At 63.8% G+C, this 21110-nt stretch carries 20 protein-coding genes; 15 read left to right on the top strand and 5 right to left on the bottom strand.

The annotated features are described in order from the left end of the window. The first annotated feature begins 86 nt into the window (after positions 1–86). From NMG10_RS05395 to ispD, 7 genes are all read left to right on the top strand, one after another. The gene (locus NMG10_RS05395; protein WP_110738407.1) at positions 87–1034 is read left to right on the top strand and encodes an acetyl-CoA carboxylase carboxyltransferase subunit alpha; all 948 of its coding nucleotides are present in this window, start codon (positions 87–89) and stop codon (positions 1032–1034) included. Positions 1035–1132: 98 nt separating this feature from the next. After that, positions 1133–2428 carry a tRNA lysidine(34) synthetase TilS gene (gene tilS / locus NMG10_RS05390; RefSeq protein ID WP_254463923.1) on the top strand — a complete coding sequence of 432 codons (1296 nt, stop codon included), beginning with the start codon at positions 1133–1135 and terminating at the stop codon, positions 2426–2428. A gap of 270 nt (positions 2429–2698) precedes the next feature. Next, positions 2699–4327 (top strand): CTP synthase, encoded by a 1629-nt coding sequence (locus tag NMG10_RS05385; RefSeq protein WP_186714670.1) that lies wholly within the window; start codon positions 2699–2701, stop codon positions 4325–4327. Positions 4328–4330: 3 nt separating this feature from the next. Then, entirely contained in the window at positions 4331–5176 is an 846-nt protein-coding gene (gene kdsA, locus NMG10_RS05380) for a 3-deoxy-8-phosphooctulonate synthase (RefSeq protein ID WP_110701896.1), read from the top strand. 153 nt (positions 5177–5329) lie between these two features. After that, positions 5330–6619, top strand: coding sequence for a phosphopyruvate hydratase (gene eno / locus NMG10_RS05375; protein WP_254463922.1), 1290 nt, complete (start codon positions 5330–5332; stop codon positions 6617–6619). A 157-nt stretch (positions 6620–6776) separates the two neighbouring features. Next, positions 6777–7058, top strand: coding sequence for a cell division protein FtsB (ftsB, locus tag NMG10_RS05370; protein ID WP_011535259.1), 282 nt, complete (start codon positions 6777–6779; stop codon positions 7056–7058). Continuing rightward, positions 7055–7762, top strand: a complete 708-nt coding sequence (gene ispD, locus NMG10_RS05365; protein ID WP_232856797.1) for a 2-C-methyl-D-erythritol 4-phosphate cytidylyltransferase — start codon at positions 7055–7057, stop codon at positions 7760–7762. Before ftsB ends, ispD begins: the two co-directional genes overlap by 4 nt. A 103-nt stretch (positions 7763–7865) precedes the next feature. Here the strand turns inward: ispD and NMG10_RS05360 are convergent, their stop codons facing one another. Next, positions 7866–8768, bottom strand: a complete 903-nt coding sequence (locus tag NMG10_RS05360) for a LysR substrate-binding domain-containing protein (protein WP_254463921.1) — start codon at positions 8766–8768, stop codon at positions 7866–7868. 107 nt (positions 8769–8875) lie between these two features. Here NMG10_RS05360 and NMG10_RS05355 point away from each other — a divergent pair, with 107 nt between their 5' ends. The 8 genes from NMG10_RS05355 (at position 8876) to rpoS (ending at position 16141) form a co-directional block, all read left to right on the top strand. Then, the gene (locus NMG10_RS05355) at positions 8876–9988 is read left to right on the top strand and encodes an S-(hydroxymethyl)glutathione dehydrogenase/class III alcohol dehydrogenase (RefSeq protein WP_254463920.1); all 1113 of its coding nucleotides are present in this window, start codon (positions 8876–8878) and stop codon (positions 9986–9988) included. A gap of 10 nt (positions 9989–9998) precedes the next feature. Then, positions 9999–10847, top strand: coding sequence for an S-formylglutathione hydrolase (fghA, locus tag NMG10_RS05350; RefSeq protein ID WP_203651157.1), 849 nt, complete (start codon positions 9999–10001; stop codon positions 10845–10847). 200 nt (positions 10848–11047) lie between these two features. Next, a complete protein-coding gene (gene ispF, locus NMG10_RS05345; protein WP_254463919.1) occupies positions 11048–11521 on the top strand; it encodes a 2-C-methyl-D-erythritol 2,4-cyclodiphosphate synthase in 474 nt (157 codons plus the stop codon). Beyond that, positions 11518–12576, top strand: coding sequence for a tRNA pseudouridine(13) synthase TruD (gene truD / locus NMG10_RS05340; RefSeq protein ID WP_254463918.1), 1059 nt, complete (start codon positions 11518–11520; stop codon positions 12574–12576). Before ispF ends, truD begins: the two co-directional genes overlap by 4 nt. Next, positions 12564–13313: a 5'/3'-nucleotidase SurE gene (gene surE / locus NMG10_RS05335; RefSeq protein WP_254463917.1), complete on the top strand. Its 750-nt coding sequence runs from the start codon at positions 12564–12566 to the stop codon at positions 13311–13313. Before truD ends, surE begins: the two co-directional genes overlap by 13 nt. 38 nt (positions 13314–13351) lie before the next feature. Next, positions 13352–13990, top strand: a complete 639-nt coding sequence (locus NMG10_RS05330; RefSeq protein WP_162175259.1) for a protein-L-isoaspartate(D-aspartate) O-methyltransferase — start codon at positions 13352–13354, stop codon at positions 13988–13990. 183 nt (positions 13991–14173) lie between these two features. Further along, complete coding sequence (locus tag NMG10_RS05325) at positions 14174–15028, top strand: peptidoglycan DD-metalloendopeptidase family protein (protein WP_232856807.1); 855 nt, start codon at positions 14174–14176, stop codon at positions 15026–15028. A gap of 105 nt (positions 15029–15133) precedes the next feature. Continuing rightward, positions 15134–16141, top strand: coding sequence for an RNA polymerase sigma factor RpoS (gene rpoS / locus NMG10_RS05320; RefSeq protein WP_011535249.1), 1008 nt, complete (start codon positions 15134–15136; stop codon positions 16139–16141). Between the two features lie 599 nt (positions 16142–16740). Here the strand turns inward: rpoS and fdxA are convergent. From fdxA to NMG10_RS05300, 4 genes are all read right to left on the bottom strand, one after another. Beyond that, positions 16741–17064, bottom strand: coding sequence for a ferredoxin FdxA (gene fdxA, locus NMG10_RS05315; protein WP_050704429.1), 324 nt, complete (start codon positions 17062–17064; stop codon positions 16741–16743). Between the two features lie 140 nt (positions 17065–17204). Beyond that, positions 17205–19778 carry a DNA mismatch repair protein MutS gene (gene mutS, locus NMG10_RS05310; RefSeq protein ID WP_234562558.1) on the bottom strand — a complete coding sequence of 858 codons (2574 nt, stop codon included), beginning with the start codon at positions 19776–19778 and terminating at the stop codon, positions 17205–17207. Positions 19779–19941: 163 nt separating this feature from the next. Next, the gene (locus NMG10_RS05305) at positions 19942–20709 is read right to left on the bottom strand and encodes a trans-aconitate 2-methyltransferase (protein ID WP_234562549.1); all 768 of its coding nucleotides are present in this window, start codon (positions 20707–20709) and stop codon (positions 19942–19944) included. Next, positions 20706–21110 carry a GtrA family protein gene (locus NMG10_RS05300; protein WP_254463916.1) on the bottom strand — a complete coding sequence of 135 codons (405 nt, stop codon included), beginning with the start codon at positions 21108–21110 and terminating at the stop codon, positions 20706–20708. The genes NMG10_RS05305 and NMG10_RS05300 overlap by 4 nt, the downstream gene beginning before the upstream one ends.

Raw genomic sequence — 21110 nt, 5'->3', positions numbered from 1 at the left:
GACCTTTATGCGCCTGATCCCTTAAGGTAGGGCGCCAAACGGATCAACCGGCCGGCCGCCTGGCCGTAGACCCAAGACGGAAGCCTATGAACCCGAATTTCCTCGATTTCGAACAGCCGATTGCCGACCTGCAAGCCAAGATCGAAGAGCTGCGCCTGGTGGGCAACGACAACTCGCTGAACATCAGCGATGAAATTGCCCGTCTGCAGGACAAGAGCAGCACCCTGACCGAGAGCATCTTCGGCAACCTGACCAGCTGGCAGATCGCTCGCCTGGCCCGTCACCCGCGCCGCCCTTACACCCTCGACTACATCGACCACATTTTCACCGAGTTCGAGGAGCTGCACGGCGACCGTCATTTCGCCGACGACGCCGCCATCGTCGGTGGTACCGCGCGTCTGAACGACAAGCCGGTCATGGTCATCGGTCACCAGAAGGGCCGTGAAGTGCGCGAGAAGGTGCGCCGCAACTTCGGCATGCCGCGCCCTGAAGGCTACCGCAAGGCCTGCCGCCTGATGGAAATGGCCGAGCGCTTCAAGATGCCGATCCTGACCTTCATCGACACCCCGGGCGCCTACCCGGGCATCGACGCCGAGGAGCGCAACCAGAGCGAGGCCATCGCCTGGAACCTGCGTGTGATGGCGCGCCTGAAGACGCCGATCATCGCCACCGTGATCGGTGAAGGCGGTTCCGGCGGCGCACTGGCCATCGGCGTGTGCGACCAGCTGAACATGCTGCAGTACTCGACCTACTCGGTGATCTCGCCGGAAGGTTGCGCCTCGATCCTGTGGAAGACCGCCGACCGCGCGGCTGATGCCGCCGAGGCCATGGGCGTGACCGCCGAACGTCTGAAGAGCCTGAACATCGTCGACAAGGTCATCGCGGAGCCGCTGGGCGGTGCTCACCGTGATCCGGCGAAGATGGCGGCCAATGTTCGCGCCGACCTGATCGAACAGCTGGACATGCTCGGCAAGCTCGACAACGACGCGCTGCTCAAGCGCCGTTACGATCGCCTGATGAGCTACGGCCTCTGATCGTAGTCTGACGCCCTCGATCGCGGGGCAAGCCCGCTCCCACGTTCTGTAGCGTGGGAGCGGGCTTGCCCCGCGATGCGATTTGAAGAGGGACTACTATGCTCGACCTCACTGCGCAACTCTCTCCCTGGCTCAACGCCCCCGCCTGGCACGTCGCCTTCTCCGGCGGCCTGGACTCCACAGTCCTCCTGCACCAGCTTGCCGACTACACCCGCAACCATCCAGCGCCCCCCCTGCGCGCCATCCATGTCCATCACGGCCTGCAAGCCGCCGCCGATACCTGGCCCGACCACTGCCGAGCGGTGTGCGACGCCTTGGGTGTCGAACTCGATGTGATTCCTGTCCAGGTCGCCCCCGGCGCCAGCCTCGAACAAGCGGCCCGCAACGCCCGCTACGGCGCCTTCGAAAAACGGCTGGGCGCAGGCGAGGTACTGTTCACCGGTCAGCACCGCGATGACCAGGCCGAAACCCTGCTGTTGCGTCTGTTGCGCGGCGCTGGCCTGCGTGGGCTGGCCGCCATGGCGCAACAGCGTCCGCTGGGCCAGGGCAGCCTGGTGCGGCCGCTGCTGGGGCTGTCGCGCCAGCAGTTGCAGGCCTACGCCGACAGACACGGGTTGGTATGGGTCGACGACCCTTCCAATAGCGATACGGCCTTTGCCCGCAACTTCCTGCGCGGCGAGGTCTTCCCAATCCTGCGCCAGCGCTGGCCCCAGGCCGAAGCCAATCTGGCGCGCAGCGCCGAACACCTGGGCGAGGCACTGGGCCTGCTGGACGAACTGGCCGCCAGCGACCTGGCGGTCGCCTGCGACAATGCGCCGCTGTCCTGGCTGGGTTTGGATTCACTCAGCCTCGAGGCGCTCACCGCACTGTCCCCGGCGCGTCAACGCAACGCCTTGCAATTCTGGCTCAGCCAACGCACCCGCCTGCCCGACAGCCGCCACTGGGCCGGCTGGAGCGACCTGCGCGACGCGGCGGCCGATGCCTGCCCGGTCTGGCGTCTGACCGACGGCGAAATGCATCGCAGCCATGGACGTATCTGGTGGCTGAGTGGCGATTGGCTGGCTGCGGTGTCGGGCGTTTACCCCTGGCTGGACAGCGGGAAACCGTTGCGCCTGCCGGGCAATGGCAGCGTTCGCCTGATGTCGGGCCTGCCAGGTGAAGGCCTGCATATCCGCTACCGCCAGGGCGGCGAGGTCATGCAACTGCCCGGCCGCGGCCGGCGCGATCTCAAGCGCCTGCTCAACGAGCTGCAGGTCCCGCATTTCGTGCGCCCGCGCCTGCCGCTGCTGTATCGTGGCGAGCAGTTGCTGGCGGTGGCCAACCTGCCCGAGCGGGTGCAGGCAGATTGCCAGCTGCACTGGCAGCCGCCGACGAACGTGCAAGGTTTGAGCTGAAGGGTACATTCCGGTAGACTACCCTCCCTTCTTGATACAACTTCTGTGGGTTGCGCAAAAACACAGGAGTTGCCGATTACCAAGCAGTTTTTTGCTGGGCTGATTTCTTAAAATGACGAGCGAGCTCCATGCCGGGGATACCCCTGGTCTGTACAGACGCGGCAGTTTTTCGAGATGCACTGTGATTGACGCAGGTGATCGGGGGCTTCGGCCTTCCTTCGCTTTCTCCGGCGGCGCTGGCCGCCTTAACGCAGACTTCTAGGGTTTTTCATGACGCGCTACATATTCGTCACGGGCGGTGTTGTTTCTTCATTGGGGAAAGGCATTGCCTCGGCTTCCCTGGCGGCCATCCTGGAAGCGCGGGGGCTCAAAGTCACCATGCTCAAGCTGGACCCGTACATCAACGTCGACCCGGGCACCATGAGCCCGTTCCAGCACGGTGAAGTATTCGTCACCCACGACGGCGCCGAGACCGACCTCGACCTGGGCCACTACGAGCGGTTCATCCGCACCACGATGACCCAGAACAACAACTTCACCACCGGCCGTATCTACGAGCACGTGCTGCGCAAGGAGCGCCGTGGTGATTACCTGGGCGCGACCATCCAGGTCATCCCGCATATCACCGACGAGATCAAGCGCCGCATCATCAAGGGCGCCGGCGATGCCGACGTCGCGCTGGTCGAAATCGGCGGCACCGTGGGTGACATCGAGTCGCAACCGTTCCTCGAGGCGATCCGCCAGCTGCGCGTCGAAGTGGGCTCCAAGCGCGCCATGCTGATGCACCTGACCCTGGTCCCGTACATCGCCACCGCCGGCGAGACCAAGACCAAGCCGACCCAGCACTCGGTGAAGGAGCTGCGCTCCATCGGCCTGCAGCCGGATGTGCTGATCTGCCGCTCCGACCACCCGGTCGATGCCTCGTCGCGTCGCAAGATCGCGCTGTTCACCAACGTCGAAGAGCGTGCGGTGATCTCGCTGGAAGACGTCGACACCATCTACAAGATCCCTGGTGTGCTGCACGCACAAGGCCTGGACGACTTCGTCGTCGAGCGCTTCGGCCTGCAGTGCAACAGCGCCGACCTGTCCGAGTGGGACAAGGTCGTCGACGCCAAGCTCAACCCTGAGCAGGAAGTGACCATCGCCATGGTCGGCAAGTACATGGAGCTGCTGGATGCGTACAAGTCGCTGATCGAAGCGATGAGCCACGCCGGCATCACCAACCGCACCAAGGTCAACCTGCGCTACATCGACTCCGAAGACATCGAGAACCAGGGCACCAGCCTGCTCGAAGGCGCCGATGCCATCCTGGTCCCGGGCGGTTTCGGCCTGCGTGGCGTGGAAGGCAAGATCACCGCGGTGCAGTACGCCCGTGAGAACAAGGTTCCGTACCTGGGCATCTGCCTGGGCATGCAGGTGGCCGTGATCGAGTTCGCCCGTAACGTGATGGGCTGGAAAGACGCCAACTCCACCGAGTTCGACCGCAACAGCGGCCACCCGGTCGTCGGCCTGATCACCGAGTGGGCAGATGCCACCGGCGCGGTCGAGACCCGTACCGAAGCCTCCGACCTGGGTGGCACCATGCGCCTGGGCGCGCAGGACTGCCAGCTGGCGGCTGGCTCCAAGGTCCACGACTGCTACGGCAAGGACGTGATCACCGAGCGTCACCGTCACCGCTATGAAGTGAACAACAACCTGCTGCCGCAACTGGTCGATGCCGGCCTGGTGGTGTCCGGTCGTTCCGAAGACGGCGCGCTGGTCGAAGTGGTCGAGTCCAAGGAGCACCCATGGTTCGTCGCCTGCCAGTTCCACCCGGAATTCACCTCGACCCCGCGTGACGGCCACCCGCTGTTCAGCGGCTTCGTCAAGGCTGCCCTGGCACAGAAGAACAAGGCCTGATCCATGACTCAGAAGATCATTCGCGTCGGTAACATCGAGATCGCCAACGACAAGCCGTTCGTCCTGTTCGGCGGCATGAACGTCCTGGAGTCCCGTGACCTGGCCCTGAAGGTCTGCGAGGAGTACGTGCGGGTGACCGAGAAGCTCGGCATCCCGTACGTGTTCAAGGCGAGCTTCGACAAGGCCAACCGTTCGTCGGTCAACTCGTATCGCGGCCCCGGCATGGAAGAAGGCCTGAAGATCTTCGAAGAGATCAAGCAGACCTTCAACGTGCCGGTGATCACCGACGTGCACGAGCCCTACCAGTGCGAGCCGGTGGCCAAGGTGTGCGACATCATCCAGCTGCCGGCCTTCCTGTCGCGCCAGACCGACCTGGTCGTGGCGATGGCCAAGACCGGTGCCGTGATCAACATCAAGAAGGCGCAGTTCCTGGCGCCCCACGAGATGAAGCACATCCTCGCCAAGTGCGTCGAGGCCGGCAACGATCAGCTCATCCTCTGTGAGCGCGGTTCGAGCTTCGGCTACAACAACCTGGTCGTGGACATGCTCGGCTTCGGCATCATGAAAGAGTTCGAGTACCCGGTGTTCTTCGACGTGACCCACTCGCTGCAGACCCCGGGTGGTCGCGCCGACTCCGCCGGCGGCCGTCGCGCCCAGGTCACCGACCTGGCCAAGGCCGGTATGAGCCAGGGCCTGGCGGGCCTGTTCCTCGAGGCCCACCCGGATCCGGACAACGCCAAGTGTGACGGTCCGTGTGCCCTGCGCCTGGACAAGCTGGAGCCGTTCCTGGCCCAGCTCAAGCAACTGGACGACCTGGTGAAAAGTTTTCCGACGGTAGAAACCGCGTAAAGCTCGTTTCTCGGGTAAAGTACCGCCCGTTCCACCCCTGACCTTTCGGTCAGGGGCTCCCTTCGCCAGGCCTGCCCGTGCCATGTCGCCTGGTGAACGGCAAGAATTCCCAAAAGCTGCGTTGTTTTCGTCAATTCTGGAGTGCTTACAACAATGGCAAAGATCGTCGACATCAAAGGTCGTGAAGTTCTCGATTCGCGTGGCAACCCCACCGTGGAAGCCGATGTACTGCTCGACAACGGCATCATCGGTAGCGCCTGCGCGCCGTCGGGTGCTTCCACTGGCTCGCGCGAAGCGCTGGAGCTGCGTGATGGCGACAAGAGCCGTTACCTGGGCAAGGGCGTGCTGAAGGCCGTCGGCAACATCAACGGCCCGATCCGCGACCTGCTGCTGGGCAAGGACCCGGCCGACCAGAAAGCCCTGGACCGTGCCATGATCGAGCTGGACGGTACCGAGAACAAGGCCAAGCTGGGCGCCAACGCCATCCTCGCCGTGTCCCTGGCCGCCGCCAAGGCCGCCGCCCAGGACCTAGACCTGCCGCTGTACGCGCACATCGCCAACCTCAATGGTACCCCGGGCCAGTACTCCATGCCGGTGCCGATGATGAACATCATCAACGGCGGCGAGCACGCCGACAACAACGTCGACATCCAGGAGTTCATGGTGCAGCCGGTTGGTGCCAAGACCTTCTCCGACGGCCTGCGCATGGGCACCGAGATCTTCCACCACCTCAAGGCCGTGCTGAAGGCCCGTGGCCTGAACACCGCCGTCGGTGACGAAGGTGGCTTCGCCCCGAACCTTGCGTCCAACGAAGACGCCCTGGGCGCCATCGCCGAAGCCGTCGAGAAGGCCGGCTACAAGCTGGGCACCGACGTGACCCTGGCCCTGGACTGCGCGGCTTCCGAGTTCTATGAAGGCGGCAAGTACAACCTGTCCGGCGAAGGCAAGTCGTTCGACGCCGAAGGCTTCGCCGACTACCTGAAGGGCCTGACCGAGCGCTTCCCGATCATCTCGATCGAAGACGGCCTGGACGAGTCCGACTGGGCCGGCTGGAAGATCCTGACCGACAAGATCGGCGAGAAGGTCCAGCTGGTCGGCGACGACCTGTTCGTGACCAACACCAAGATCCTCAAGGAAGGCATCGAGAAAGGCATCGGCAACTCGATCCTGATCAAGTTCAACCAGATCGGCTCGCTGACCGAGACCCTGGAAGCCATCCAGATGGCCAAGGCCGCCGGCTACACTGCGGTGATCTCGCACCGTTCCGGTGAAACCGAGGACTCGACCATCGCCGATCTGGCCGTGGGTACTGCTGCCGGCCAGATCAAGACCGGTTCGCTGTGCCGTTCCGACCGCGTCAGCAAGTACAACCAACTGCTGCGCATCGAGGAGCAACTGGGCGCCAAGGCCGTATATCGCGGTCGTGCCGAGTTTCGCGGCTGAGCAAGAGATGGTAAAAAGGCAGCAGCCGGGGCCGGCTGAACGTTCGTACTGATCGTTCGGTTGTCTCCACGGGTTTCTGTCGACGAAGCCTGGCCTCGGCCAGGCTTCGTGCTATCGGAAGCTCGCTGCGGCGGCCTTTTTTACCCTGGATATCTTCATGCGCAGTCCCTATTGGTTGTTCCTCGTCCTGCTCCTGCTGCTCGGCGGCCTGCAATATCGCCTTTGGGTAGGTAATGGCAGCCTGGCGCAAGTGACCGAACTCAAACAGCAGATCGCCGACCAGCATGCGGAAAACGAACGCCTGCTGGAGCGCAATCGTGTGCTCGATGCCGAGGTCCTGGAGTTGAAGAAAGGTATGGAGACCGTGGAAGAACGGGCTCGTCATGAGCTGGGGATGGTCAAGGAGGGCGAAACCCTCTACCAGCTGCCGCAGAAATGACAAACGAACTGCCGGCCTTCTGGGCCGTGATTCCCGCCGCGGGCGTTGGTGCCCGCATGGCTGCCGACCGTCCCAAGCAGTACTTGCAACTGGGCGGGCAGACGATTCTCGAGCACAGCCTCGACTGTTTCCTCGACCATCCCATGCTCAAGGGCCTGGTGGTCAGCATTGCCGAACAAGACCCCTACTGGCCCGGCCTGCGTTGCGCCAGCGATCCGCGCATCCAGCGCGCCCCGGGCGGTAGCGAGCGCGCCGACTCGGTGCTCAACGCGCTGTTGCTGCTGCATGCCCAGGGCGCGGCGGATGACGACTGGGTGCTGGTGCACGACGCCGCGCGGCCGAACCTGGCACGTAGCGATCTGGACAAGTTGCTGTCAGCCCTGGCTGAAGATCCCGTCGGCGGATTGCTCGCCGTTCCAGCCCGGGACACGCTCAAGCGTGCCGACGGCGAGGGCCGGGTGGCGGCCACGGTTGATCGCAGCACCGTCTGGCAGGCCTATACCCCGCAGATGTTCCGCCTTGGCATGCTGCACCGGGCGCTGGCCGAGTGCCTGGTGTCCGATGTGGCGGTCACCGACGAGTCGTCGGCCATCGAATGGGCCGGTTATGCGCCGCGCCTGGTCGAAGGGCGCAGCGACAACATCAAGGTGACCCGGCCAGAGGACTTGGAGTGGCTGCGCCAGCGCTGGGCCGGGCGCCGCTGAGCGCCGACCTGGCACTGTCCCTGTAGGAGCGGGCTTGTCCCGCGAACACCGGCAAAGCCGGTGCCATGCGACGCGGCGCCTGCTTCGCGGGGCAAGCCCGCTCCTACAGGGGAGTGCTGCTATATTCTGGCAACTGCGCCAACCCTTCCTTGAGATAGTCCACCAATCGCCTCACCTTCGGCGACAGATGCCGCTGCTGCGGATACAACGCCCACACTGCCGTATTCGGCGGCTGATGCCCCTCCAGCAACGACACCAGCGCCCCGCTGTGCAAATGTTCGAGCACGTAGTAGTCCGGCAACTGGCACAGCCCCATCCCCTGCAGCGCCGCGTCCAGCACCGCCTGGCCGCTGTTGCAGCGCCAGTTGCCCTGCACCCGCTGGGTGATCTCGCGACCCTCCTGCTGCAGTGCCCACAGGTCCGAACTGCCCACCAGGCAGTTGTGCCGCGCCAGCTCCGACAGGCTGTGCGGCCGCCCATAGCGCTCCAGGTAGGCCGGCGACGCGCACAGGTACATGCGCCTTGGTGCCAGGCGCGTGGCCACCAGCCGCGAATCCTGCAAGCGCCCCAGGCGAATCGCCAGGTCCATGCCTTCATGCAGCAGGTCGAGGGTACGGTTGCTCAGCTCCACTTCGACCCGCAACTGCGGATACTGCGCCATGAAGCGCGTCACCAGCGGCACGATGAAGCGTTCGCCATAGGCCACCGCGCAGGTCATGCGCAGCAGGCCCTTGGGCTCGCTGGCCAGGTCGCCCATGGCGCGCAGCGCCTCCTCGCGGCCATCCTGCAGGCGCTGGCAGTGCTGGAGAAAGGTCTGCCCGGCTTCGCTCAGGGTCACCCGTCGGGTGCTGCGATACAACAGGCGAGTCTGCAGGCGTTCTTCCAGGCGGGCGATCTGCCGGCTGATGTGCGAGGACGACACCCCCAGGCGTTCGGCGGCGGCGGTGAACTGGCCCGATTCGGCCACCGCGACGAACTCGTCGATGCCCTCCCAGCGACTGCTCATGGATTATCCCTGTATGGCAATAATGTTTTGTGAGTGGCTGGATTATTCATCAAAAGGCGGTGAATTACACTGACCGCCAGTAACCGACATCTTTCTGGAGACCTTTGATGATCAAGTCCCGCGCTGCCGTCGCCTTCGAGGCCAAGAAACCCCTGGAAATCGTCGAAGTGGACGTGGCCATGCCCAAGGCCGGCGAAGTGCTGCTGCGCGTCGTCGCCTCGGGTGTCTGCCACACCGACGCCTACACCCTGTCCGGCGCCGACCCGGAAGGTATCTTCCCGTCGATCCTCGGCCACGAAGGCGGGGCGATCGTCGAGGCGGTGGGCGAGGGCGTTACCTCGGTGGCGGTCGGTGACCATGTGATCCCGCTGTACACCCCCGAATGCGGCCAGTGCAAATTCTGCCTGTCGGGCAAGACCAACCTGTGCCAGGCCATCCGCGCCACCCAGGGCAAGGGCCTGATGCCCGACGGCACTACCCGCTTCAGCTACAAGGGCCAGCAGCTGTTCCACTACATGGGCACCTCGACCTTCTCCGAGTACACCGTGCTGCCGGAAATCTCCGTGGCCAAGATCCAGAAGGAAGCCCCGCTGGAGAAGGTCTGCCTGCTCGGTTGCGGCGTGACCACCGGCATCGGCGCGGTACTCAACACCGCCAAGGTCAAGCCGGGTGACACCGTGGCCATCTTCGGCCTCGGTGGCATCGGCCTGTCGGCAGTGATCGGCGCGGTCAAGGCCAAGGCTTCGCGCATCATCGCCATCGACATCAATCCGGCCAAGTTCGAGATCGCCCGCCAGTTGGGCGCCACCGACTGCATCAACCCGAAAGACTACGACCGCCCGATCCAGGAAGTGATCGTCGACCTCACCGACGGCGGGGTCGATTTCTCCTTCGAGTGCATCGGCAACGTGCAACTGATGCGCGCGGCGCTGGAGTGCTGCCACAAGGGCTGGGGTGAGTCGGTGATCATCGGCGTGGCCGGTGCTGGCCAGGAGATCGCCACCCGTCCGTTCCAGCTGGTCACCGGTCGCGTCTGGCGCGGTTCGGCCTTCGGCGGCGTGCGGGGTCGCAGCGAGCTGCCGAGCTACGTCGAGATGTCCGAGAAGGGCGAGATCCCGCTGGACACCTTCATCACCCACACCATGGGCCTGGAAGACATCAACAAGGCTTTCGACCTGATGCACGAAGGCAAGAGCATCCGCAGCGTGATCCACTTCTGAGGGCCTCGCCATGACCCTGGAAAACCTCTCCTGCCAGAAGAGCTTCGGCGGCTGGCACAAGCGTTACCGGCACACTTCCAAGGTGCTCGGCTGCGACATGGTGTTCGCCGTCTACCTGCCGCCCCAGGCCGAGCAGGGCGAGAAGCTGCCGGTGCTGTACTGGCTCAGCGGCCTGACCTGCACCGACGAGAACTTCATGCAAAAGGCCGGCGCCCAGCGCCTGGCCGCCGAGCTTGGGCTGATCATCGTCGCCCCGGACACCAGCCCGCGTGGCGAGCAGGTGCCGGGCGATCCGGATGGCGCCTGGGACTTCGGCCTGGGCGCCGGGTTCTACCTCAATGCCAGCCAGCAGCCGTGGGCGCAGCATTACCGGATGCACGACTACGTGGTCCAGGAGTTGCCGCTCCTGATCGAGGCGCACTTCCCGGCGTCCGACCAGCGCAGCATCAGCGGTCATTCCATGGGCGGGCACGGAGCGCTGGTCTGCGCCCTGCGCAACCCCGGGCGCTATCGTTCGGTGTCGGCGTTCTCGCCGATCAGCAATCCGATGGATTGCCCCTGGGGCGAGAAGGCGTTTTCCCGCTACCTGGGCGAGGACCGTGCGCGCTGGCGCGAGTGGGACGCCAGCGTGCTGCTGGCTGAGGCCGGGCAGTGCCCGCCGTTGCTGGTGGACCAGGGCGATCGCGATGACTTCCTCGACAAGCAGCTCAAGCCGCAGGCGCTGGAGCAGGCGGCGCGCAAGGGCGGCCATGCGCTGACCCTGCGCCTGCAGCCGGGCTATGACCATAGCTACTACTTCATCGCCAGCTTCATTGATGAACACCTGCGTCATCATGCGGTGGCGTTGGGCAGGGTTTAAAGGTCGATCGCTTTTCGTCTGTAGGAGCGGCCTTGTGCCGCGAAAGGGCCGCGAAGCGGCCCCAGGATGTCAGCGTCACCGCCAGTCCCGCCGGGGCTGCTGCGCAGCCCTTTCGCGGCACAAGGCCGCTCCTACAGCGCCGCCCAATACTGCATGAAAGCAGGTAGAATCACGCCCTGACTCAATCAGGGCGTTTTTCTATGCGTATTGGCCACGGCTACGATGTCCACCGTTTCTGCGACGGTGATTTCATTACCTTGGGCGGGGTGCGTATCCCCCACAAGTTCGGCCTGCTGGCCCACTCCGACGGCGACGTGCTGCTGCACGCCCTGAGCGATGCCCTGCTTGGCGCTGCGGCGCTGGGCGATATCGGCAAGCATTTCCCCGACACCGACCCGCAGTTCAAGGGTGCCGACAGTCGCGTGCTGCTGCGCCATGTGGTCGCTGTCGTGCGCGACAAGGGTTGGAAGATCGGCAACGTCGACGCCACCATCGTCGCCCAGGCGCCGAAGATGGCCCCGCATATCGAAACCATGCGCCAGCAGATCGCCGCAGACCTGCAGGTCGAACTCGACCAGGTCAACGTCAAGGCCACCACCGAAGAAAAGCTGGGCTTCACCGGTCGCGAGGAGGGCATCGCCGTGCACGCGGTCGCCCTGCTGCTGCCAGCATGACCGAACTGGAACTGCTGGGCCCACGGGCCTCGGGCGATGCATTGGGCACTGCAGTGCTCAAGGCGGTGGCCGAAGACTTCCAGGTCGATGAAGTCCTTGATATCCCGCTGTCCGGTCAGGGCGAGCACCTGTGGCTGTGGGTCGAGAAGCGCGACCTCAACACCGAGGAGGCGGCCCGCCGCCTGGCCCGCGCCGCCGGCGTGCCGGTGCGCGCCATCAGCTATGCCGGCCTCAAGGACCGCCAGGCCCTGACCCGCCAGTGGTTCAGCCTGCACCTGCCGGGCAAGGCCGACCCCGACCTGTCCCGCGCGGAGGACGACACCCTGCGGGTGCTCAAGCAGGTGCGCCACCAGCGCAAGCTGCAGCGTGGCGCGCACTCGGCCAATGGCTTCACCTTGCGCCTGACCGCGCTGCAGGCCGACCGCCCGGCCCTCGATGCCCGCCTGGAGCAACTCAAGCTGCAGGGCGTGCCCAATTACTTCGGCAGCCAGCGTTTCGGCCATGGCGGTGGCAACGTGCATGATGCCCAGGACTGGGCCGCACGCCAGGCATTGCCCGAGCAGCGTAACGTGCGCTCGCGGTTGTTGTCGGCCGGGCGCAGCTACCTGTTCAACCAGGTGCTGGCCGCCCGGGTGGCAGACGGCAGCTGGCAGCGCGCCAAGGTCGGCGACCTGCTGGCGTTCACCGACAGCCGCAGTTTCTTCCCGGCAGGGGAGGCCGAGTGCAGCGATCCGCGCCTGGCCATTCTCGACCTGCATCCCACCGGCCCGCTGTGGGGCGAGGGGCAATCGCCGTGCGCTGGCGCGACCCAGGCGCTCGAGAGCGAAGTCGCCGCCCGCCATCCGGCGTTGTGCCAATGGCTGGCGCGAGCGGGCATGGATCACGAACGGCGCATCCTGCGGCTCCCTATTGGGCGTCTGTCGTGGCATTATCCCGAGCCTGATATCCTGCAACTGGAATTCGTCCTTCCGGCCGGATGCTTCGCCACCGTGGTGGTGCGCGAACTCGTCGATCTGGTGCCGGCAGGGCAGACGGACAGCCCATGCGTATTCTGATTTCGAATGACGACGGTGTTACCGCACCCGGCATCGCCGCGCTGTATGAAGCGCTGGCGGATTACGCCGAGTGCGTGGTGATTGCCCCGGATCAAGACAAGAGCGGCGCCAGCAGTTCGCTGACGCTCGACCGGCCGCTGCACCCGCAGACCCTGGCCAACGGCTTCATCAGCCTCAACGGCACGCCCACCGACTGCGTGCACCTGGGGCTCAACGGCCTGCTGCCGGAAACCCCCGACATGGTGGTGTCCGGCATCAATCTGGGTGCCAACCTGGGGGATGACGTGCTGTATTCCGGCACGGTCGCCGCCGCGCTGGAAGGGCGTTTCCTCGGCGGCACCTCGCTGGCCTTCTCGCTGCTTTCGCGTCTGCCCGATAACCTGCCGACCGCCGCCTACATCGCCCGGCGTCTGGTCGAGGCGCAGTCGCGCCTGGAGCTGCCACCGCGCACCGTGCTCAACGTCAACATCCCCAACCTGCCGCTGGAGCACATCCGCGGCATCCAGCTTACCCGCCTGGGGCACCGGGCGCGTGCCGCGGCGCCGACCAAGGTGGTCAACCCGCGGGGCAAGGAAGGTTACTGGATCGCCGTGGCCGGCGATGCCGAGGATGGCGGGCCGGGTACCGATTTCCATGCGGTGATGCAAGGCTACGTGTCGATCACGCCGTTGCAGCTGGACCGTACCTTCAACGTTGCCTTCGAGCGCCTCGACGGCTGGCTGGAGGGCGTGCTCTGATGCGCGAACAGGACGATCTGCAGCGTCGCGGCATCGGCATGACCTCCCAGCGTACCCGGGAGCGGCTGATCCAGCGCCTCTACGAAGAAGGCGTGTCGAACGCCAAGGTACTCGAGGCCATTCGCCGCACCCCGCGCCACCTGTTCGTCGATGAAGCCCTGGCCCATCGAGCCTACGAGGACACGGCGCTGCCGATCGGCCACAACCAGACGATCTCCCAGCCGTTCATGGTCGCGCATATGAGCGAGCTGCTGCTGGAGGCCGGGCCCCTGGACAAGGTGCTGGAGATCGGCACCGGTTCTGGCTACCAGACCGCGATCCTGGCCCAGCTGGTGGAGCGGGTGTTCTCGGTGGAGCGGATCAAGGTCCTGCAGGACCGGGCCAAGGAGCGCCTGGTCGAGCTCAACCTGCGCAACGTGGTGTTCCGCTGGGGCGACGGCTGCGAAGGCTGGCCGGCGCTGGCGCCGTACAACGGCATCATCGTTACCGCGGTCGCCCCGGAAGTGCCCCAGGCACTGCTCGACCAGCTGGCGCCGGGCGGGCGCATGGTGATCCCGGTCGGGCCGGCGGGGGAGACCCAGCAGCTGATGCTGATCGTGCGCGAAGAACATGGCTTCTCGCGCCGGGTACTCGGGGCCGTACGCTTCGTACCCCTGCTCAACGGCCCGCTGGCCTGACCTGCGCAACGGAATATTTGCGCCGGCGACGAATTCTTGCGCCTGGCCCCTGTCTATCTGGCGTGGCGTTTTTCGTACACCGATCAGGCCAACAGCGAGTCACCCCAAGGTGGGTGGCTCGGTTATAATTGAAACAATATTGCATTTCGTATCGTCATTTTTGACAGCATGAGGGGAGCGCGGGTGGGTCACACAGGCATGCGGCAGCGCAAGGAACGGTCGGTATTGAAGCTTCTGGTGATTGCGCTGGCCATGGGGACCCTGTTGGCTGGCTGTTCCAGCACCAGCTCCAACGGCGCCCGCGTGGTCGACCGCAACAACGCCGCGCCCAAGCGCCCGACCGTCACCTCGGGGCAGTACATCGTCAAGCCCGGCGACACGCTGTTCTCCATCGCCTTCCGCTATGGCTGGGACTACAAGGAGCTGGCGGCGCGCAACAACATTCCCGCCCCCTACACCATCCGTCCGGGCCAGCCGATTCGTTTCAGCAGCGGCGCGGGGGGCAGCACCACGGTTGTCAGCAGCCCTTCTTCGTCGAGCAAGACCACCGTCATCCGCCGACCGGTCGGCAGCACCGCGCCGACGACCAGTAATGGCAAAAGTGCCACTACTGCCTCTTCCACCACCTCGCAAACGGTTGCCCAGGTGCCCGCCGCAGAGCGCGCCGTCGGCGGTTGGACGTGGCCGGCGAGCGGCGTACTGATTGGTAAATTCGCTTCAAACGGTAGTTTGAATAAAGGCATTGATATCGCCGGTGATTTGGGACAGCCTGTTTTTGCTGCGTCTGATGGAGCGGTGGTCTACGCCGGCAGTGGCTTGAGGGGCTATGGCGAGCTCATCATCATCAAACACAGCGATACCTACGTCAGTGCCTACGGTCACAACCGCAGGCTTTTGGTTCGGGAGGGGCAGCAGGTCAAGGCAGGGCAGACGATCGCAGAAATGGGGTCCACGGGCACTGATCGGGTGAAGCTGCATTTCGAGATTCGCCGCCAGGGCAAACCCGTCGATCCTCTCCAGTTCCTGCCACGCCGTTGATCATTGTCCCGGCCTGTTCCTTGGATGTAGAGGGGACAGGCTCCAGCGCTGCCATGGAAGGGTGACGCTCGAGTCTGAGTTCGAACTCAGCAAAGGACTATAACAATGGCTCTCAGTAAAGAAGTGCCGGAGTTTGACATCGACGATGACCTCCTTCTCATGGAGACGGGCATCGTTTTGGAAACGGATGTGGTGTCAGACGAACCTGCTGTACCTTCGGTTCGGACCAAGTCGAAACAGGGCGCATCGCTCAAGCAGCACAAGTACATCGACTACAGTCGCGCACTTGATGCCACTCAACTGTATCTCAATGAAATCGGCTTCTCGCCCCTGCTTTCGCCAGAGGAAGAAGTGCATTTCGCGCGCCTGTCGCAAAAAGGCGACCCGGCCGGTCGCAAGCGCATGATCGAAAGCAACCTGCGCCTGGTGGTCAAGATCGCCCGCCGTTACGTCAATCGTGGCTTGTCGTTGCTCGACCTGATTGAGGAAGGCAACCTGGGACTGATCCGTGCGGTGGAGAAATTCGACCCCGAGCGGGGCTTCCGCTTCTCGACCTACGCGACCTGGTGGATCCGCCAGACCATCGAACGGGCGATCATGAACCAGACCCGCACCATCCGCCTGCCCATCCACGTGGTCAAGGAGCTCAACGTCTACTTGCGCGCTGCCCGCGAGCTGACGCAGAAACTCGACCACGAGCCGTCGCCGGAAGAAATCGCCAGCCTGCTGGAGAAACCGGTGGCCGAGGTCAAGCGCATGCTCGGCCTGAACGAGCGGGTGTCCTCGGTGGATGTCTCGCTCGGCCCTGACTCGGACAAGACGCTGCTCGACACGCTCACCGACGATCGCCCCACCGATCCGTGCGAACTACTGCAGGACGACGACCTGTCGCAGAGCATCGACCAGTGGCTGGGCGAGCTGACCGACAAGCAGCGCGAGGTGGTGGTGCGGCGTTTCGGCCTGCGTGGGCATGAAAGCAGCACCCTCGAGGATGTCGGCCTGGAGATCGGCCTGACCCGCGAGCGCGTGCGGCAGATCCAGGTCGAAGGCCTCAAGCGTCTGCGCGAGATCCTTGAGAAGAATGGCCTGTCCAGCGAGTCGCTGTTCCAGTAGTCACTGACGTGCTTAGGCGAACGCCCCGACTTGTTCGGGGCGTTTGCGTTTTAGATTGGCTGATCTGACGCCATCGCGGGGCAAGCCCGCTCCCACGCTGCTTTTGGGGGCTGGACGCGAAACCTGTAGGAGCGGGCTTGCCCCGCGAAGGCGTCCTCAATACCAACCCCATAGCCTGCTCCCCTGCGAAGTATTTATTTCTCCACCCTCGTAGCATCGCGTGTAAGCATTTGCTCACTCGTCATGTAAGTGATCGCTGTAGGGATCAGTAAATCAATGTCGTTTCCAACGGCGTACTTTTTCTAACTAACTGATATTTATGACTTTTATAAATATCAAAAGATGTGTCACCTGAATCATCCTGAGATATTCGCCGCTTGTTCCCTACCGGGGAATCGCTAGTATTCGAACTGTGTCAAGGGACAGACACAGGCCTTCAAGGATGACGGCCAGGGACATCGCGGGACGCGATTCATCAGGATGATGATTGGGACATACAGGGACTACGGAAAAAATGTGGGCGGGTCAAACCGCCCCTTTTTTTTGCCCGTCGGAAATGAAAAAAGGCCCTTTCGGGCCTTTTTCGCAACTGGGCGCTATCAGCGCTCCAGGTCGGCAATCTTGCCCGTCTTGCCATCCCACTCTTCGGCGTCCGGCAGGGCGTCTTTCTTCTCGGTGATGTTCGGCCAGATCTCCGCCAGCTCGGCGTTCAGCTCGATGAAGTTCTCCATGCCGGACGGCACTTCGTCTTCCGAGAAAATCGCCTGGGCCGGGCACTCCGGCTCGCACAGCGCACAGTCGATGCACTCGTCCGGGTGAATCACCAGGAAGTTCGGGCCTTCGTAGAAGCAGTCCACCGGACAGACTTCCACGCAGTCGGTGTACTTGCATTTGATGCAGTTGTCGGTGACGACGAAGGTCATTTCTAATTCTCTCCTCAGGCGACGGCAGCTTGCCCTTCCTTACCAGGGCAGCGCGGTTCACGGTGCTGGCTGCAGGCCAGGCTAATAACCTGCAGTGCTCGCAAACCGCGCCGGATTCTACCAGCTTGCGCGGTGGGCCGTTATAACAGGTTTTTCAGTTGATATAGCATTTCGATAGCTTGGCGCGGTGTCATGTCGTCCAGGTCCAGCTTGCCCAGCTTCTCGATGGCTGGGTGTGGCAGGCTGGCGAACAGGTCGCTCTGGTGCGGCACGTGAGGCATGTTGTCGCGGGCTGGCGTGACCGGCGCCTCGTGGGGCAGGCTGGCGGTTTCCAGCCGGCCGAGGTGCTCGCGGGCGCGTTGGATCACCGCCGCCGGCACGCCCGCCAACTGCGCCACGGCCAGGCCGTAGCTCTGGCTCGCCGGGCCCGGCAGGACGTGGTGCAGGAACACGATGCGTTCGTTGTGCTCGGTGGCGTTCAGGTGCACGTTGGCCACCAGCGGCTCGCTGTCCGGCAGCACGGTCAGTTCGAAGTAGTGGGTGGCGAACAGCGTGTAGGCGCGCAACTGGGCCAGGCGCTCGGCGGCGGCCCAGGCCAGCGACAGGCCATCGAAGGTACTGGTGCCGCGTCCGACTTCGTCCATCAGCACCAGGCTGCGGTCGGTGGCGTTGTGCAGGATGTTGGCGGTCTCGCTCATCTCGACCATGAAGGTCGAACGCCCGCCGGCCAGGTCGTCGCTGGAGCCGATACGGGTGAAGATGCGGTCGACCGGCGACAGTTCGCAGGCGGCTGCCGGGACGAAGCTGCCGATATGGGCCATCAGCACGATCAGCGCGGTCTGGCGCATGTAGGTGGACTTACCGCCCATGTTCGGGCCGGTGATGATCAGCATGCGCGTGCTGTTGTCCAGGCCCAGGTCGTTGGCCACGAATGGCGTGGTCAGCACCTGCTCGACCACCGGGTGACGGCCCTGCTCGATGCGCAGGCACGGCTCCTCGACGAAGCTTGGGCAGTTCAGGTCCAGGTTCAGGGCGCGCTCGGCCAGGTTGCTCAGCACATCCAGTTCGGCCAGGGCGGCGGCGCTGTCCTGCAGCGGCGCCAGGTGTTCGATCAGGGTTTCGAGCAAGGCGTCGTAGAGCATCTTCTCGCGGGCCAGGGCGCGGCTCTTGGCCGACAGCGCCTTGTCCTCGAAGGTCTTGAGCTCGGGGGTGATGAAGCGTTCGGCGCCCTTGAGCGTCTGCCGCCGGATGTAGTCGGCGGGTGCCTGCTCGGCCTGCTTGGTCGGCAGTTCGATGAAGTAGCCGTGCACGCGGTTGTAGCCGACCTTGAGGTTGGCCAGGCCCGTGCGGGCCTTCTCGCGGGCTTCCAGGTCGATGAGGAACTGGCCGGCGTTCTCGCTGATCGCCAGCAGCTCGTCCAGTTCGCTGTCATAGCCGGTCTTGAGCACGCCACCGTCGCGGATCACCGCCGGTGGGTTGTCGATGATCGCCCGCTCCAGCAGGCCGGCCAGCTCCGGATAGGTGCCGGTGATCGCGGCCAGGCGCGCCAGGTGTGGCGCCTCCAGCTCGGTCATGGCGTTCTGCAGCTCGGGCAGGGCGCCGAGGGCGTCGCGCAGGCGCGCCAGGTCACGGGGACGGGCGTTGCGCAGGCCGATCCGCGCGAGGATCCGCTCGATGTCGCCGATTTCCTTGAGCTGCGGCTGCAGCTTCTCGAAACGGTAGCCGTCGAGCAGGCAGCGGATCGAATCCTGGCGTGCCCTGAGCACCTTCAGGTCGCGCAGCGGACGGTTCAGCCAGCGGGTCAGCAGGCGGCTGGCCATGGCGGTCTGGCAACGGTCGATGACCGATTGCAGGGTGTTGTCGCGGCCACCGGCCAGGTTGATGTCCAGCTCCAGGTTGCGGCGGCTGGCGGCATCGAGGATGACCGTGTCGTCCAGGCGCTCGTGACGCAGGCTGCGCAGGTGGGGCAGGGCGGTGCGCTGGGTTTCCTTGGCGTAGGTCAGCAGGCAGCCGGCGGCGCCGATGGCCAGGGTCAGCTTGTCGCAGCCAAAGCCCTTGAGGTCCTGGGTGGCGAACTGCTGGCAGAGGCTCTTGCGCGCCGTGTCGCGGTCGAAGTCCCACGGTGCGCGGCGACGGGCGCCGGGGCGCTTTTCGGCCGGCAGGCCCTGCGGCCAGTCGTCGGGGATCAGCAGTTCCACCGGGTTGATGCGTTCGAGCTCGGCCAGCAGGTTCTCCCAGCCCTTGATTTCCTGCACGGTGAAGTTGCCGCTGGTGATGTCCAGCACCGCCAGGCCGAACAGGCGCTCGTCACCCAGCAGGGCGGCGATCAGGTTGTCGCGGCGCTCGTCGAGCAAGGCCTCGTCGCTGATCGTGCCCGGGGTGATGATGCGCACCACCTGGCGCTCCACCGGGCCCTTGCTGGTGGCCGGGTCGCCGATCTGCTCGCAGATGACCACCGACTCGCCGAGCTTGACCAGCTTGGCCAGGTAGCCTTCCAGCGAGTGGAACGGAATCCCGCACATGGGAATCGACTGGCCCGCCGACTGCCCGCGGGCGGTCAGGGTGATATCCAGCAGTTTCGCGGCTTTCTTCGCATCTTCGTAGAAGATCTCGTAGAAATCGCCCATGCGGTAGAACATCAGCTGGTCTGGGTGCTGGTTTTTCAGCTTCCAGTACTGCTGCATCATCGGGGTGTGTGCGCTGAGATCGGAAATTGCTTTATTCATCAGTGAGTTGCAGGCAAGTCTTTGGAGGACTGGGGCAGGATTGGGGTGACGTCCACGGTTGAAACACCGTGATACGCCTGCTGTGCCACCTAAAAGGCTGGCGAGAGGGTATCACGAACGACGGGTCGCCTTCTGTCAGAAAATCGAGGCATCAGTTCATCGCGGTTGGCAGCTTTCGTGCGACAACCAGCCGTGATCCTCCCAGGGGCAGGTTCAGCCCCCGTCGAATCATTGCCAGTTCAAGGTTCAATGCCCACTCAAAGATCCCGTTCAACGCAGGGTGGATGCGCAGTTCGGCCATTTCGTCGGGCTTTGCGTCGTCTGAGTGCTTTTTCATCAGACGGGACAGGTACATCGCTGGCAGCAAGGTGCTGACAAACGAGGTGCTTCGAACGACTTCCAATCCAGCCCGGACCATCTTGCCATGCAGTTCACTGGCCTCATATCGCCTGACATGACAGGCATGTACATCCACGGAGCTCCACAGCCAGCGATGTTGCGGAACGGTGATGAACAACATGCCGTTTGGCGCCAGGGCCCTGGCCATCTGATCCAGAACCTGCTCATCCTCTTCGATATGCTCAAGCACATCGAAAGCTCCGATGACATCCGGTGCTGACGCGAAATTGATTTGCCTGGCATCCATTTGTTGGAACTCGACATCGGGAAGCCGCTGCCGCGCGTAAACCAGGCCTTCATTGAAGTACTCGCTGCCCGAGAGGTGTGCTTCAGGGAATGCACGGGCCACGGCAGATATGACGAACCCTGTGCCGCAGCCGACCTCATGAAATGAGGTCAGCTGCGGCATGTACTTTTTCAGTGCCCAGATGATGATTTTGTTTCTAGCGCGAAACCAGAAGTTCTTGCCCTCCAGGCTCGCCAATTCCTGATAGAAGTCTTTGCGGAAACCGGTTTTCATTTCGAGTCACCACGAAATACGAAATACTTGCAGGCCAGGAAACCATAAAGCGCGACGACCAGGATGGCGACTGCCTGCACGGCCTGATGGGGGTAACCAAGTAGGTCGGAGAAAATGAGCAATAACAAAAAATTCAGCAAGTAGCCGATGATATGCATTTGCACATAACGAAGCATTGCGCCACGTTGCTTACCTTGCATGAAAGTCCATTGATGGTTGGCGATGAAGCCGAAGACTACGCCGATGAGGTACATGAGTGTCATCGAGAGTTTCTTGCCGACGTCTGCGTAGACGAGGAGCAGGTAGCCAAGATAGACCAGGCCATTGCTCGTTACGCCAACAATGCCGTAACGAATTAATTGGGCAAGGGTGGTGGCGCTTGGGGATCTCAACGTCAGCAC

The organism is Pseudomonas sp. DVZ6, from assembly GCF_024259445.1.
Lineage (GTDB): Bacteria > Pseudomonadota > Gammaproteobacteria > Pseudomonadales > Pseudomonadaceae > Aquipseudomonas > Aquipseudomonas peradeniyensis.
The sequence above is the reverse complement of the archived record's forward strand: the minus strand, read 5'-3'. Positions and strand labels throughout refer to the sequence as shown.

Coding starts and splice junctions, on each gene's coding strand:
- NMG10_RS05395 (WP_110738407.1), top strand. CDS start 87: ATGAACCCGAATTTCCTCGATTTCGAACAGCCGATTGCCGACCTGCAA.
- tilS (WP_254463923.1), top strand. CDS start 1,133: ATGCTCGACCTCACTGCGCAACTCTCTCCCTGGCTCAACGCCCCCGCC.
- NMG10_RS05385 (WP_186714670.1), top strand. CDS start 2,699: ATGACGCGCTACATATTCGTCACGGGCGGTGTTGTTTCTTCATTGGGG.
- kdsA (WP_110701896.1), top strand. CDS start 4,331: ATGACTCAGAAGATCATTCGCGTCGGTAACATCGAGATCGCCAACGAC.
- eno (WP_254463922.1), top strand. CDS start 5,330: ATGGCAAAGATCGTCGACATCAAAGGTCGTGAAGTTCTCGATTCGCGT.
- ftsB (WP_011535259.1), top strand. CDS start 6,777: ATGCGCAGTCCCTATTGGTTGTTCCTCGTCCTGCTCCTGCTGCTCGGC.
- ispD (WP_232856797.1), top strand. CDS start 7,055: ATGACAAACGAACTGCCGGCCTTCTGGGCCGTGATTCCCGCCGCGGGC.
- NMG10_RS05360 (WP_254463921.1), bottom strand. CDS start 8,768: ATGAGCAGTCGCTGGGAGGGCATCGACGAGTTCGTCGCGGTGGCCGAA.
- NMG10_RS05355 (WP_254463920.1), top strand. CDS start 8,876: ATGATCAAGTCCCGCGCTGCCGTCGCCTTCGAGGCCAAGAAACCCCTG.
- fghA (WP_203651157.1), top strand. CDS start 9,999: ATGACCCTGGAAAACCTCTCCTGCCAGAAGAGCTTCGGCGGCTGGCAC.
- ispF (WP_254463919.1), top strand. CDS start 11,048: ATGCGTATTGGCCACGGCTACGATGTCCACCGTTTCTGCGACGGTGAT.
- truD (WP_254463918.1), top strand. CDS start 11,518: ATGACCGAACTGGAACTGCTGGGCCCACGGGCCTCGGGCGATGCATTG.
- surE (WP_254463917.1), top strand. CDS start 12,564: ATGCGTATTCTGATTTCGAATGACGACGGTGTTACCGCACCCGGCATC.
- NMG10_RS05330 (WP_162175259.1), top strand. CDS start 13,352: ATGACCTCCCAGCGTACCCGGGAGCGGCTGATCCAGCGCCTCTACGAA.
- rpoS (WP_011535249.1), top strand. CDS start 15,134: ATGGCTCTCAGTAAAGAAGTGCCGGAGTTTGACATCGACGATGACCTC.
- fdxA (WP_050704429.1), bottom strand. CDS start 17,064: ATGACCTTCGTCGTCACCGACAACTGCATCAAATGCAAGTACACCGAC.
- NMG10_RS05305 (WP_234562549.1), bottom strand. CDS start 20,709: ATGAAAACCGGTTTCCGCAAAGACTTCTATCAGGAATTGGCGAGCCTG.